Genomic DNA, 12,780 nt, shown 5'->3' with positions numbered 1-12,780 from the left:
CGCGCATCGGTCCGGCGCACCAGCCTGCGCCGTCGCGGTGGATATTTGATCGATATGACACGATGTGTCATATAATCCACCAAGAGTCGCTCGGCGATTCGGGCGCTATCCACTGGGGTTCTGATGCAAATTCATTTCGTTGTCCATGAAGCCTTCGAAGCGCCCGGCGCTTACGAAACCTGGGTCGTCACGCGCGGTCATACGGCGCGTTATTCGCGCGTCTATCTGGGCGAACCGCTGCCGCAGGACGTTCGGAACATCGATCTGCTGGTTGTGCTCGGCGGCCCGCAATCGCCGTCCACCACGCAGGCCGAGTGCCCGCATTTCGATGCCGAGGCCGAGAAGGCGCTGATCCTTGCCTGTACGCAAGCGGGCAAGGCGGTGGTGGGCGTGTGCCTCGGTGCGCAGTTGATGGGCGAGGCGTTCGGCGCGGCCTGCATCGCCAGCCCCGAGAAGGAGATCGGCAAGTATCCGATCACGCTGACGCCCGAAGGCCGCGCGAACCCCAAGTTCGCGCACTTCGGCGACACGCTGGCGGTGGGCCATTGGCACAGCGACATGCCCGGCCTGACCGAGACGGCGGTGGTGCTGGCGGCCAGCGAGGGCTGCCCGCGCCAGATCATCGCGTATGGCCGGCTCGCTTACGGCTTCCAGTGCCACATGGAATTCACGCGCAGCGTGGTGGAGTTGCTGATCGCCGCCACGGGCGACGGATTCGACGCGCTGGCGGCGCACCGCTTCGTTCAGCAACCGGCGCAACTGCGCGCCAACCACTACGACGCGATGAACGACACGCTGTTCGGATTCCTCGACAAATTGGCCGAGGACTATCGCGTGTCGTCGCGCCCGGTAGCGCGAGCCGATTGATTCCCGCGCGCGGTGGCGAACCGCGCAACCCCGCCTTCGGCATTGCCGAGCCGGTATTGGTGCGGCGTCTCGCCGGCGATGCCGCGGAACATGTTGATGAAGACGGACGGCGAGGCGTAGCCCAGCTCCGACGCGATCCGTTTGACGGACTGCCCCGCATCGAGCCGCGCGAGCGCGCGCATGAAGCGGATGCGCTGCTGCCATTCGCCCAGGCCGATGCCGAGATCGGCGAGGCAGCGCCGTTCGAGCGTGCGCTCCGTCACGTTGAAGTGCGCGGCGAGCCACTGGGTCGTCAGCCGCTTGCCCGGTTCCGAATCGATCCGTTGCAGCACGGCCTGCATCAAGTCGGACGAGGGCGGCGGCAGATACGCATCCACATGCGTCGAGGCACGGATCTCGTCGAGCGCGACCTGCGCCATGCGCTGTTGCGCGGCCGTTTCCGGCACCCGCACGTCGATGGTCGAGAACGTGTCGAGAATCGCGCGCAGCACCGGGCTGACCGTCATCGCGCAGGCTTGCGCGGGCAGCGCCGACGAGATCTCCTTCGACAAGTAAACGGATCGATAGGACACCGGCATGTCGTTGACCGAAAAATGCTCGACGTTCGGCGGAATCCACACGGCGTAGTGGGGCGGCGAGAGAAACGTCCGGCCCGCTATTTCCAGGCGCATCACGCCGCGCGTCAGGTAGTTGAATTGCCCCCAGTCGTGCGCATGCGCATCCCAGATGTCGGGTTCGAGCGCGAGGTGGCGGAAATACAGCCCTTGGGAGAGATCGACGGAGGTGGGGATGGCGACTTTCGGCGGCATGTCGGCTTTTCGCAATCGAATGTCGGGAAACAGGGATATGCCGATAGTACGACAGTCCCTAGAATCGGCGCACCCGACACTCCGATCAATAACGTTCGATGAACTATCTTTTTCCGTTGCTCGCCGCCGTGCTCTGGGGCGGAAACACCGTCGTGACGAAGTTCTGCGCGGCGTCGCTGTCGCCGTTCGAAATCAGTTTCTATCGATGGCTGCTGGCCGCCGTCGCGCTGACGCCGTTCGTGCTGCCAGGCGTGCTCGGCAACTGGCGCACGATTCGCCCCGCGCTGGGCAAGGTGGTGGTGCTCGGCCTGCTGGGCGGCGTGGTGTATCAGGCGATCGCCTATATCGCCGCGCATTACACCAGCGCCACCAACATGGGCATCATCCAGGCGCTGGTGCCGTTGATCGGGCTGGTGCTGGCGATGGCGCTGCTGCGCCACAAGACCGATGCGGCGGCGCTGTGCGGGCTGGCCGTGTCGATCGTCGGCGTGCTGCTGGTGGTGACGAAGGGCTCGCCCGGCATGCTGCTGCGGCAAGGCATCAATCGCGGTGACGCGCTGATGCTGGTGGGCGTGTGCGGCTTCGCGCTGTACGGCACCTTGCTGCACAAATGGAAGCTGAACGTACCCGCCATGCAGTCGGTGTATCTGCAGGCGGTGGTATCGACCGTGGTGTTCGTGCCGCTGTTCGTGGCCGGGCCGAAGCACGACGTGACGGGCATGGACGGGTTCTACATCGCCTACGCGGGCCTGGGCGCGTCGATCGCGGCGCCGCTGTTGTGGATGCTGGGCACGTCGCGATTGGGGGCGGCGCGCGTGTCGCTGTTCTTCAACCTGGTGCCGATCGTCACGGCCTTGCTGGCCGCGGTGTTTCTCGGCGAGGCGATCACCTGGAGCGTTGCGATCGGCGGCGCGCTGGCCATCGCGGGCGTGGTCATGGCGGAACTCACGAAGCTCGCGCGCGTGGCGGCGCAAGACGCGCCGCAGGGGCAGCGCGGGTAGTGGGCGGCTGTGCGTGGCTAATGAGCGGCTGATGAGCGGCTAATGAGCGGCGTCAGCCACGCCGCGGCTTGAGGAGGCTTTTCTCTTCGCCCAGCAGTATCCAGCCGGCATCGACGGCATGACGCGGGTTGTCCTCGTGCAGCCACCAGGTGCCGCACACCGCGCATTGATAGTAGGAGACGTTGATCGGCGCCTTGAACAGTGCGCGAAACCGCTTGCGAGGCCCCTTCGGCAACAGGCCGGCGTGAGGGGTGCCGTGGGGACCGGCGCGATGCAATGTTTCGCATGCCTGACAGCGCATGACTTCGGGGGGATTGTCACGGGTGTGACGCATTCGACGGCAACCTGCCTTTAAGCTTGAAAGCTGATTTTCATCGAATAGTAACGTATTACGGGATGCGAAACGATCGATGAAATCGTTTCCGGATGAATGAAAACGATTCCGTCGCATCGAAGCGGGCCAGGTTGCCATGTCGATGCGATGTTCAGCAGTCGCAAGCGCGCAACATCGGCCGCGTTGCGGTGACGTGAGCCGGGCCGCGCATTCGGTGCACCGGGCGTTGCGTCCGGACCGGCTGGTTTCTGCTTGTCCGCCAGGCCCGGCAAGGCTTCCGGCGTCATGAGAGCGGGCCGGCGACAAGGCTGCCGCCACGCCGGACGATAAGTCTGCGGCCCGACTCTATCGCCCCCCGCTTCAAGAAATCGTTAAGCCCGCGCATAGCCGAAATCGCGATAAGCATTCGGGGAATCCTGCTTTGGCGCGTGCAGGCCGGGCCGTAAGCTCGCCTCCCTGACAAAAACGATGCCGCTTCGGCCTACGACATGACCCCGCTCCTTACGCTCTGTTCACGGCTGCGCGTCATCGCGCGCGGCGCGGCTGTCGCCGCGACGCTGTTCGCCTCGCTGCACGCCTCGGCCGACACCACGCTGCTCAACGTGTCCTACGACCCGACGCGCGAGCTGTACGCTGCCTACGACAAGCTGTTCTCCGCCTGGTATCAGCAGACGGCGCACACGGCCGTGACGGTGCGCACCACCAACGGCGGTTCGGGCGCGCAGGCGCGTCAGGTGCTGAACGGTCAGCAGGCCGACGTGGTCACGCTCGGCATCGCCTCCGACATCGACGCGCTGGCGGCCCACAAGCTGCTGCGGCCCGACTGGCAGAAGCAGCTCGCGAATCGCAGCACACCCTACACGTCGACCATCGTGTTCCTGGTGCGGGCCGGCAACCCGAAGGGCATTCACGACTGGAACGATCTGGCGCGGCCGGGCGTGGGCGTCGTCACGCCGAACCCGAAGACCTCGAGCGGCGCGCGCTGGAACTACCTGGCGGCCTGGGCCTACGCGATCCAGCAGCCGGGCGGCAACGAGGCCAGCGCGAAGGCGTTCGAGAAGGCGCTGTACCAGAACGTGAAGGTGCTCGATTCGGGCGCGCGCGGCGCGACCAACTCGTTCGTCGAGCGCGGCATCGGCGACGTGCTGGTGGCCTGGGAAGACGACGCGCTGCTGGCCGTCAACAAGCTGGCGCCCGGCAAGTACCAGGTGGTGGTGCCGTCGATCAGCATCCGCTGCGAGCCGCCCGTGGCGGTGGTCGATTCGGTGGTGGACCGCCGCGGCACGCGCGCCGTCGCGCAGGCCTACCTCGAACACCTGTATTCGCCGCAAGCGCAGGCGCTGATTGCTCAGAACTACTATCGTCCGGCCGACCCGGCGGTGGCGGCCCGCTTCGCCAAGAGCTTTCCGGCGATCAAGCTGGTGGACATCGACAATCCGATGTTCGGCGGCTGGCACGACGCGCAGGCCAAGCACTTCGGCGACGGCGGCGTGTTCGACCAGATCTTCCAGCCGAAGTAAGTCATGGCGGCCCGTTCCCTCTCGTCCTGGCCCGGCGCCTGGCGGCGGCCCAGCCCGCTGCCGGGCTTCGGCCTCGGGCTCGGTTATGCGCTGTGCTGGCTCGGCGTGATCGTGCTGTTGCCGTTCTCGGTGCTGTTGCTGCGTGCCGGCGCGGGCGGCTGGAGCGGCTTCGCGGCGGCGGTCTGGACGCCGCGCCTGCTCGCGTCGTACCGGCTGACGTTCGGCACCGCGTTCGTCGCGGCGGCCATCAACGCGCTGTTCGGCTTCGTGGTGGCGTGGATGCTGACGCGCTACCGGTTTCCGGGCCGGCGCTGGCTCGATGCATTGATCGACCTGCCGTTCGCACTGCCCACCTCCGTGGCGGGCATCACGCTGGCGATGCTGTTCGGCCCGAACGGCACGATCGGCGGCTGGTTCGCCGCGCACGGCGTGGAGCTGGCGTTCAACGCCAACGGCATCGTGATCGCGCTGGCCTTCGTCGGCCTGCCGTTCGTGGTGCGCACGTTGCAGCCCGTGATCGAGGAGATGGGCCGCGAGGAAGAGGAGGCGGCCGGCATGCTCGGCGCGTCGCGGGTGGCGACGTTCCGGCGCGTGATCTGGCCGGCGCTGCGGCCCGCGTTGCTGACGGGCTTCGGCCTGGCGTTCGCGCGCGGCGTGGGCGAATACGGTTCGGTGATCTTCATCGCCGGCAACCGGCCGTTCGTGTCGGAAATCACCTCGCTGCTGGTGGTCACCAAGCTGGAGCAGTTCGACTTCGACGGCGCGGCCTCGATCGCGGTCGCGATGCTGGCGGTATCGTTCGCTGTCCTGATGGCGATCAACCTGCTGCAACGCAGGCTGGAGCCGCGTTCGGGCGGCCGGAGGCGCACCGCATGAGCAGCCTGCCATCGCAGCCGGCCCCGGCTTCCCCGCAGGGCTTGCCCGCCACGCGTTCGGCGCGCGTGGGCAGCGCCGCGCTGACCACCGAGCCGCCGTGGCTGCGGCGCCTGATCATCGCGACCGGCGTGCTGTTTCTCTCGGTGCTGCTGATTTTTCCGGTCGCGTCGATCTTCATCGCCGCGTTCAGCGCCGGGCTGCGGGCCTTCCTCGATGCGGTGCGCGACCCCGACGCGATCTCGGCGATCCGCCTGACCTGCATCGTCGCGTTGATCTCGGTGCCGCTCAACACGGTGTTCGGTTTCGCCGTGGCGTGGGTGGTGGCGCGCTTCGACTTCGTCGGCAAGAGCCTGCTGAAGACCGTGATCGACCTGCCGTTCTCGGTGTCGCCGGTGATCGCCGGGCTGCTGTTCATGCTGGTGTTCGGCGCGCAGGGGCCGTTCTGGGGCTGGCTGCAGGATCATCACGTCGATATCGTGTTCGCGCTGCCGGGCCTCGTGCTGGCCACCACGTTCGTGACGTTTTCGTTCGTTGCGCGCGAGCTGATTCCGCTGATGGAGGCGCAGGGCTCGGACGAGGAGGAGGCCGCGCTGGTGCTCGGCGCGTCGGCGTTCCAGATGTTCTGGCGCGTGACGCTGCCGCGCGTGCGCTGGGGCCTGCTGTATGGCGTGGTGATCACCAATGCGCGGGCGATGGGCGAGTTCGGCGCGGTGTCGGTGGTGTCGGGGCATGTGCCCGGCGTGACCAACACGTTGCCGCTTTACGTGCAGGTGATGTACGACGGCTACCAGTTCGCGGGCGCGTTCGCGGCGGCCAGCCTGCTGGCGCTCGCCGCGATGGCGACGCTGGCGTTCAAGAGCCTGCTGGAGCGGCGGCTGCGCCGCCACTGAGCCGGCTCAGGCGCGCATCACTTGTCGACGGTCTGCTGGAACTGCGCGGGATAGCGGTCGCCCGCGATCTTGACGGCGGCCAGCGCGGTTTCGATGGCGCGCAGGTCGTCGGTGGTCAGCACGATTTGCGCGGCGCCGAGGTTCTCTTCGAGCCGCGCCATTTTCGTGGTGCCCGGAATCGGCACGATCCACGGTTTCTGCGCGAGCAGCCAGGCCAGGGCGATTTGTGCGCGCGTCGCGCCTTGCTCGTTGGCGATGGCGCCGAGCACGTCCACCAGTTGCGCGTTGGCGCGGCGATTCTCTTCCGAGAAGCGCGGCACGACGTTGCGGAAGTCGTTCTGGGCGAAGGTGGTGCCCGCATCGATCGCGCCGGTCAGGAAGCCCTTGCCGAGCGGGCTGAACGGCACGAAGCCGATGCCCAGCTCCTCGAGCGTCGCGAACAGCTTCTGCTCGGGCTCGCGCCACCACAGCGAATACTCGCTCTGGATCGCGGCTACCGGCTGCACGGCGTGGGCGCGGCGAATGGTTTGCGCGCCGGCTTCGGACAAGCCGAAATGCTTGACCTTGCCTTCGGCGATCAGGTCCTTCACCGTGCCGGCCACGTCCTCGATGGGCACGTTCGGATCCACGCGGTGCTGATAGAACAGATCGATGCGGTCCGTGTTCAGACGCTTCAATGCGGCTTCGGCCACGGCACGGATGTTTGCCGGGCGGCTGTCGAGGCCGGTGGCCACTTCGCCGTTCTTGAAGCCGAACTTGGTTGCAATCGCAACCTGATCGCGAAACGGCGCGAGCGCCTCGCCGAGCAGGGTTTCGTTGACGAACGGCCCGTAGGCTTCGGCGGTGTCGAAAAACGTGACGCCGCGCTCGAAGGCATCGTGGATCAGCGCGATGCTCGCGGCTTTTTCGGTGGCCGGCCCGTAGCCGAAGCTCAAGCCCATGCAGCCGAGGCCGATCGCGGATACGGTCAGGCCGCTGTTGCCGAGTTGACGTGATTGCATGTGGTTCTCCTGAATGCGGGCGATGGGGCGTGCGCCGCCATCGAATTGATCAGGAGGACAGTGTATTTTCTGGAGCCGTGCTCAACAATCCGCCTGAAGCGGCATGAGGCTTTGAGAAAAACTCATGAATGCGGCGAGTCGGGCTCGGCGTGCCCGGCCGGCTTGCCGCGATCGTTCGCGAGCAGGCCGGCATAGAAATCGATGAACGCGCGCACCTTCGACGAGACGGTTTTCTTGCGTGGATAAACGGCCCAGACAGCCGGCGCGGCGTTTTTCAGGCGGGCTTCCCATCCCGGCAGCAGCGCGACCAGCCGGCCGTCGTCGAGCGCCTGCTCGCAGGCCCAGGCCGGCAGCAAGGCGATGCCGCAGCCGCGAATGGCGAGGTCGAACAGGGCATCGGTATCGTTGACGCGCAGCCGGCCCTTGAGCGTCACGGGCACGGCCGGCACGGTTCGAGCCGCCCGCGTGTCGACGAACAGCCAGCGGTCGTCGGCCGCCAGCGCGAAGCGCAGCACCGTGTGGCGCGCGAGTTCGGCCGGGCCGGACGGCTCGCCGTGCTCGGCAAGGTAGGCCGGGCTCGCGCAGGCAAGACGGCGGTGGGACGTCAGTTGCCGCGCCATCAGTTCCGAATCGGGCAGCGCGCCGATGCGGATCGCCAGATCGAAGCCGGCATCGACCAGGTTGACGATCTCGTCGCGCATGTCGATATCCACGTCGATCTTCGGGAAGCGGGCCATGAACGCGGGCAGATGCGGCACGATGTGCCGGCGGCCGAACGCGGCCGGCATCGTGATGCGCAACACGCCGCGCGGCGAGCGGTTCAGCGAGGACGTGACCTCGCGGGCTTCGTCGAGGCTGCGGATCACGCCGCTCGCCTGCTGGCGGAACACGCGCCCGCCTTCGGTCAGCACCAGGCCGCGCGTGGAGCGGTTGAACAGCGCGATGCCGAGGTCGTGCTCCAGTTCGGTGATGTGACGCGACACGGTGGATGTCTTCACGCCGAGGCGCGCGGCGGCCTGGCTGAAGCTGCCGTATTCCGCGGCGTGGAGAAACGACCGGATGCCGGCGAAGTAATCCATGAAGGGAGCGGGAGCAGGGCGGGTTCGGGAGGCCGGGGAAGGCCCGGCGCCTGGCCGATTGTAGGCGAAACCGGCAGGCCCGGTTATCCCTTTCATGCAAAGCTGATGTCCCCTTTGCGCCATTCCGGCCACGCGGCGGCGTGCCTACAGTGATGTCGTGGCTTCGCACCGGGCGAGGCCCTTCGATGAATCGCTCAGGAGGACATCATGCTGGACAAGACGAGATTGCCGGCGCTGCCGGCGGACGACGACGCGATCGTTCGGGATGCACAGTATTTCGAGTACACCTCTTCCGCGAACCCGATCGGCGCGAAGCTGATTTCGCGCGTGCCGTATCGCACGTTCCCCTCGTCGCTGTACGACGACGGCCCGACGCGGATCGTGCCGCTCGATCTGTCGGCCGAGCTGGCTTGCGAAGTGCAGGCGACCGGCCCGAGCCTGCTGGGCCATTTCGTGCGCATCGTGGCCGGCGAGACGATCGCGGTGAACCCGAACGCGACGTCGCAGGTGTTCTATGTGCTGGAGGGATCGGGCACGGTCTCGCAGGAGCACACGGCGTTCGCATTCGGCGCGGGGGATTTCTTCGCGATGCCGGGCGGCAGCGCGGTAACGTTGGCCGCCGATTCGACGGCGCGCCTCTATTACGTGAACGATGGCCCGCTGCTCGCCTATCTGGGCGCGGCCGTCTCGCAGCAGCGCTTCGCGCCCACGCTCTACCCGGCGGCCACCGCTCGCGACGAACTGGAAAAGGTGGCCGGCTTGCCGGGCGCGGCCCAGCGCAATCGCGTCAGCGTGTTGCTCGGCAACCGGCATTTCCCGCAAACGCGCACTGTGACGCACACGATGTGGGCGATGTTCGGCATCGTGCCGGCGAAGGCCGTGCAGAAGCCGCACCGCCATCAGTCGATCGCGCTCGATTTCATCCCGGCGTGCGAGCCGGGCGTCTATACGCTGGTGGGCACCGAAGTGGACGATAACGGCCAGATCATCGACCCGGTGCGCGTGGACTGGACGCCCGGGATGGCGTTCGTCACGCCGCCCGGGTATTGGCACGCGCACTACAACGAATCGGATGCGCCGGCCTTTGTCATCCCGCTGCAGGACGCAGGCCTGCAGACCTACCTGCGCGCGCTGGACATTCGCTTCGCGCGCTGACTCACGACGGCCCGGCCATGCGGCGCATTCGCCTGGCCGGGCGTGCCGTCAGGCGGTCGTCGCCGCCCGCACGGGCTCGCCGCCTCGCGCCGGCTGCCCGTTCGCCACGAAGTAGCTGGCGGTGGAGCGCGCGAGCGGCTGGCGCCCGCGAATCCGATCGGCGATCTTCTCGGCAATCATGATGGTCGGCGCGTTCAGGTTGCCGGTGGTGATGATCGGCATGATCGACGCGTCCACCACGCGCAGCCCATCGAGGCCGTGCACGCGGCCCTCGTTGTCGACCACGGCCATGTCGTCGTAGCCCATCTTGTTCGAGCAGGACGGATGGAACGCCGTTTCGGCGCGCTGGCGCACGAAGGCATCGAGTTCGGCATCGCTCTGGAGCTTCGCGCCGGGGTGCAGCTCGTCGCCGCGAAAGCGGTCGAGCGCGGGCTGCCGCATGATCTCGCGCGTGGCGCGGATGCCGTCGCGGAACTCGCGCCAGTCGAGCGCGTGCGACATGTAGTTGAACAGAATGCTCGGATGCGCGTTCGGATCGCGCGAGGTCAGCTTCACGCGGCCACGGCTCGGCGAGCGCATCGAGCCGACGTGCGCCTGGAAGCCGTGCATTTCGATCGCGTTCGAGCCGTTGTAATTGATCGCGACCGGTAGAAAGTGGTACTGAATATTCGGCCAGAGGTCATCGTCGCGGGTGCGGATGAAGCCGCCCGCCTCGAAGTGATTGCTTGCGCCGATGCCGGTGCCCTTCAGCATCCATTCGAGGCCGATCTTCGGCTGGTTCCACCATTTCAGCGCGGGGTAGAGCGATACCGGCTCCTTGCAGGCGTACTGGATATACATCTCCAGGTGATCCTGCAGGTTCTGGCCGACGCCGGGCAAGTCGAGCACGACGGGAATCTCCAGTTCCTTCAGCCACGCGCTCGGGCCGACGCCCGAGCGTTGCAGCAATTGCGGCGAGGCGATCGCGCCGCTGCACACCAGCACTTCGCGGCGCGCGTGCGCGGTGACGGCCCGGCCGTTGCGCAGGTAGGCCACGCCCGAGGCGCGCTTGCCGGAGAACAGGATACGGTCGGCCAGCGCGTGCGTGACGATCTCCAGATTCGGGCGCGGGCGCGCCTGATCGAGATAGCCGCGTGCCGTAGAGGCTCGGCGGCCGTTCGGCGTGACGAAGCGGTCCATCGGGCCGAAGCCTTCCTGCTGATAGCCGTTCAGGTCCTCGGTGCGCGGGTAGCCGGCCTGCACGCCGGCCTCGACCATCGCCTCGAACAGCGGGTTCGCGCCGGGCTTGCTGGTGGTGACCGACACCGGGCCGTCGCCGCCGTGATAATCGTTGGGGCCGGCGTCGCGCGTCTCGGCCTTGCGGAAGTAGGGCAGGCAGTCGAGATACGTCCAGTTTTCCAGGCCCTGGTGCGTGGCCCAGTTGTCGTAATCGAGCGCATTGCCGCGGATGTAGCACATGCCGTTGATCAGCGACGAGCCGCCGAGCCCCTTGCCGCGCCCGCATTCCATGCGGCGGTTGTCCATGTGCGGTTCGGGGTCGGTTTCGTAGGCCCAGTTGTAGCGGCGGCCTTGCAGCGGGAACGCGAGCGCCGCCGGCATCTGCGTGCGGAAATCGAAGCGGTAGTCGGGGCCGCCCGCCTCCAGCAGCAGCACGCTCACGTCGGCGTCCTCGGTCAGCCGCGTGGCCAGCACGTTGCCGGCCGAGCCGGCGCCGCAGATGATGTAGTCGTATTCGCGTGGGGTCATGGCTGGGCTCCTGTCCTCAGAACACCGGGTTGTAGCGGCCGAGTTCGACCTGCACCGATTTGATCCGCGTGTAGTGCTCGAGCGTGGTGATGCCGTTCTCGCGGCCGACGCCCGATTGCTTGTAGCCGCCCACCGGCATTTCGGCCGGCGATTCGCCCCAGGTGTTGATCCAGCAGATGCCGGCTTCGAGGCGGTGGATCGCGCGGTGCGCGCGCGCGAGGTTTTCGGTTACGACGCCGGCCGCGAGGCCGTAATCGGTGGCGTTGGCGCGCGCGATCGCTTCGTCCTCCGTAGCGAAATCGAGGATGCTCATCACCGGCCCGAAGATCTCCTCGCGCACGATGCGCATCTCGTCGCGGCAATCGGCGAACACGGTGGGCGCGACGTACTGGCCGCCGCCGAAGTGGTCGTGCACCAGGCGCTCGCCGCCGGCCAGCAGCTTCGCGCCTTCGGCCTTGCCGCTTCCGATGAAGCCGAGCACCTTGTCGAGTTGCGCCGCGCTGACGAGCGGGCCGAAGTTGGTGGCCGGATCGGACGGCTTGCCGATGCGAATCCGTGCGACGCGCGTCAGCACGCGTTCGATGAAGGCCTGCTTGATCGAACCATCGACGAACACGCGCGTGCCGTTGGTGCACACCTGCCCGGCGCTGAAGAAGTTGGCGGTGACGGCGATATCGGCGGCGCGGTCGAGATCGGCGTCGGCGAACACCAGCAGCGGCGACTTGCCGCCGAGTTCCATCGTCACTTCCTTCAGCGAGGACGCGCCCGCCAGCGACATGACCTTCTTGCCGGTTTCCACGCCACCTGTAAACGACACCTTGGCGATGCCCGGATGCGCCGTCAGCATCGCGCCCACCGCGCCGTTGCCCTGCACCACGTTGAACACGCCGGCCGGCACGCCGGCTTCCGTATAGATTTCCGCGAGCTTCAGCGCCGACAGCGGCGTGATCTCGCTCGGCTTGAAGATCATCGCGTTGCCGGCCGCGAGCGCGGGCGCGCTCTTCCAGCAGGCGATCTGGATCGGGTAGTTCCAGGCGCCGATGCCGGCGCACACGCCGAGCGGCTCGCGCCGTGTATACACGAACGATTCCTCGCGCAGCGGGATCTGCACGCCTTCGATGGCGGTGGCGAGGCCGGCGTAATACTCGATCACGTCCGCGCCGGTGACGATGTCCACGGCCAGCGTCTCGGCGATCGGCTTGCCGGTATCGCGCATTTCGAGTTCGGCCAGTGCGTCGTTGCGCTCGCGCAGCAAATCCACCGCGCGGCGCAGGATGCGCGAGCGCTGCATCGCCGTCATGGCGGCCCACACGCGCTGGCCTTCGCGCGCCGATTCCACGGCGCGATCCACGTCGGCCGTGCTGGCCTGCTGCACCGTGGCGAGATGCTCGCCGGTGGCCGGGTCGTAGGTCTCGAAGCTGGCGCCGCCGGTGGCGTCCACGTATGCGCCGCCGATGTAAAGCTTCTGCAGTCCGTAAATCGTCTTGGAAGTCATGACGTTC

At 67.2% G+C, this 12,780-nt stretch carries 13 protein-coding genes; 6 read left to right on the top strand and 7 right to left on the bottom strand.

The window, feature by feature from the left end; genetic code table 11:
* The first annotated feature begins 123 nt into the window (after positions 1–123).
* Entirely contained in the window at positions 124–867 is a 744-nt protein-coding gene (locus AB4851_RS01750; RefSeq protein ID WP_414448172.1) for a glutamine amidotransferase-related protein, read from the top strand.
* On the opposite strand, the gene AB4851_RS01745 is transcribed toward AB4851_RS01750, so the two are convergent.
* Entirely contained in the window at positions 828–1,676 is an 849-nt protein-coding gene (locus AB4851_RS01745; protein ID WP_414448171.1) for an AraC family transcriptional regulator, read from the bottom strand. The genes AB4851_RS01750 and AB4851_RS01745 overlap by 40 nt on opposite strands.
* A gap of 98 nt (positions 1,677–1,774) precedes the next feature.
* Between AB4851_RS01745 and AB4851_RS01740 the strand changes: the two genes are divergently transcribed.
* Positions 1,775–2,677 carry a DMT family transporter gene (locus AB4851_RS01740; protein WP_414448170.1) on the top strand — a complete coding sequence of 301 codons (903 nt, stop codon included), beginning with the start codon at positions 1,775–1,777 and terminating at the stop codon, positions 2,675–2,677.
* Positions 2,678–2,729: 52 nt separating this feature from the next.
* Here the strand turns inward: AB4851_RS01740 and AB4851_RS01735 are convergent, their stop codons facing one another.
* Complete coding sequence (locus AB4851_RS01735; protein ID WP_414448169.1) at positions 2,730–3,011, bottom strand: hypothetical protein; 282 nt, start codon at positions 3,009–3,011, stop codon at positions 2,730–2,732.
* A gap of 17 nt (positions 3,012–3,028) precedes the next feature.
* Positions 3,029–3,298, bottom strand: a complete 270-nt coding sequence (locus tag AB4851_RS01730; protein ID WP_414448168.1) for a hypothetical protein — start codon at positions 3,296–3,298, stop codon at positions 3,029–3,031.
* A gap of 201 nt (positions 3,299–3,499) precedes the next feature.
* On the opposite strand from AB4851_RS01730, the gene AB4851_RS01725 reads away from it, so the two are divergent.
* The 3 genes from AB4851_RS01725 to cysW are packed head-to-tail and all read left to right on the top strand — an operon-like array spanning position 3,500 to position 6,297.
* The gene (locus AB4851_RS01725; RefSeq protein WP_414448167.1) at positions 3,500–4,531 is read left to right on the top strand and encodes a sulfate ABC transporter substrate-binding protein; all 1,032 of its coding nucleotides are present in this window, start codon (positions 3,500–3,502) and stop codon (positions 4,529–4,531) included.
* Between the two features lie 3 nt (positions 4,532–4,534).
* Complete coding sequence (gene cysT / locus AB4851_RS01720) at positions 4,535–5,407, top strand: sulfate ABC transporter permease subunit CysT (RefSeq protein WP_414448166.1); 873 nt, start codon at positions 4,535–4,537, stop codon at positions 5,405–5,407.
* Positions 5,404–6,297 (top strand): sulfate ABC transporter permease subunit CysW, encoded by an 894-nt coding sequence (cysW, locus tag AB4851_RS01715; protein WP_414448165.1) that lies wholly within the window; start codon positions 5,404–5,406, stop codon positions 6,295–6,297. The genes cysT and cysW overlap by 4 nt, the downstream gene beginning before the upstream one ends.
* A gap of 17 nt (positions 6,298–6,314) precedes the next feature.
* Here the strand turns inward: cysW and AB4851_RS01710 are convergent, their stop codons facing one another.
* Positions 6,315–7,298 carry an aldo/keto reductase gene (locus tag AB4851_RS01710; RefSeq protein WP_414448164.1) on the bottom strand — a complete coding sequence of 328 codons (984 nt, stop codon included), beginning with the start codon at positions 7,296–7,298 and terminating at the stop codon, positions 6,315–6,317.
* Between the two features lie 122 nt (positions 7,299–7,420).
* Positions 7,421–8,377 carry a LysR substrate-binding domain-containing protein gene (locus tag AB4851_RS01705; RefSeq protein WP_414448163.1) on the bottom strand — a complete coding sequence of 319 codons (957 nt, stop codon included), beginning with the start codon at positions 8,375–8,377 and terminating at the stop codon, positions 7,421–7,423.
* A gap of 207 nt (positions 8,378–8,584) precedes the next feature.
* Here AB4851_RS01705 and AB4851_RS01700 point away from each other — a divergent pair, with 207 nt between their 5' ends.
* Positions 8,585–9,532 (top strand): cupin, encoded by a 948-nt coding sequence (locus tag AB4851_RS01700; RefSeq protein WP_414448162.1) that lies wholly within the window; start codon positions 8,585–8,587, stop codon positions 9,530–9,532.
* 48 nt (positions 9,533–9,580) lie between these two features.
* Here AB4851_RS01700 and betA read toward each other — a convergent pair whose 3' ends face one another.
* Together betA and betB are read right to left on the bottom strand one after the other, a co-directional pair.
* A complete protein-coding gene (betA, locus tag AB4851_RS01695; RefSeq protein WP_414448161.1) occupies positions 9,581–11,278 on the bottom strand; it encodes a choline dehydrogenase in 1,698 nt (565 codons plus the stop codon).
* A gap of 16 nt (positions 11,279–11,294) precedes the next feature.
* Entirely contained in the window at positions 11,295–12,773 is a 1,479-nt protein-coding gene (gene betB, locus AB4851_RS01690) for a betaine-aldehyde dehydrogenase (protein ID WP_414448160.1), read from the bottom strand.
* Positions 12,774–12,780: the final 7 nt, after the last annotated feature.

The organism is Burkholderia sp. 22PA0099 (genome assembly GCF_047497165.1).
Lineage (GTDB): Bacteria > Pseudomonadota > Gammaproteobacteria > Burkholderiales > Burkholderiaceae > Burkholderia.
The sequence above is the reverse complement of the archived record's forward strand: the minus strand, read 5'-3'. Positions and strand labels throughout refer to the sequence as shown.

What these genes read in the sequence shown, in the direction of transcription:
- AB4851_RS01750 (WP_414448172.1), top strand. Translation starts at nt 124, where the DNA reads ATGCAAATTCATTTCGTTGTCCATGAAGCCTTCGAAGCGCCCGGCGCT.
- AB4851_RS01745 (WP_414448171.1), bottom strand. Translation starts at nt 1,676, where the DNA reads ATGCCGCCGAAAGTCGCCATCCCCACCTCCGTCGATCTCTCCCAAGGG.
- AB4851_RS01740 (WP_414448170.1), top strand. Translation starts at nt 1,775, where the DNA reads ATGAACTATCTTTTTCCGTTGCTCGCCGCCGTGCTCTGGGGCGGAAAC.
- AB4851_RS01735 (WP_414448169.1), bottom strand. Translation starts at nt 3,011, where the DNA reads ATGCGTCACACCCGTGACAATCCCCCCGAAGTCATGCGCTGTCAGGCA.
- AB4851_RS01730 (WP_414448168.1), bottom strand. Translation starts at nt 3,298, where the DNA reads ATGACGCCGGAAGCCTTGCCGGGCCTGGCGGACAAGCAGAAACCAGCC.
- AB4851_RS01725 (WP_414448167.1), top strand. Translation starts at nt 3,500, where the DNA reads ATGACCCCGCTCCTTACGCTCTGTTCACGGCTGCGCGTCATCGCGCGC.
- cysT (WP_414448166.1), top strand. Translation starts at nt 4,535, where the DNA reads ATGGCGGCCCGTTCCCTCTCGTCCTGGCCCGGCGCCTGGCGGCGGCCC.
- cysW (WP_414448165.1), top strand. Translation starts at nt 5,404, where the DNA reads ATGAGCAGCCTGCCATCGCAGCCGGCCCCGGCTTCCCCGCAGGGCTTG.
- AB4851_RS01710 (WP_414448164.1), bottom strand. Translation starts at nt 7,298, where the DNA reads ATGCAATCACGTCAACTCGGCAACAGCGGCCTGACCGTATCCGCGATC.
- AB4851_RS01705 (WP_414448163.1), bottom strand. Translation starts at nt 8,377, where the DNA reads ATGGATTACTTCGCCGGCATCCGGTCGTTTCTCCACGCCGCGGAATAC.
- AB4851_RS01700 (WP_414448162.1), top strand. Translation starts at nt 8,585, where the DNA reads ATGCTGGACAAGACGAGATTGCCGGCGCTGCCGGCGGACGACGACGCG.
- betA (WP_414448161.1), bottom strand. Translation starts at nt 11,278, where the DNA reads ATGACCCCACGCGAATACGACTACATCATCTGCGGCGCCGGCTCGGCC.
- betB (WP_414448160.1), bottom strand. Translation starts at nt 12,773, where the DNA reads ATGACTTCCAAGACGATTTACGGACTGCAGAAGCTTTACATCGGCGGC.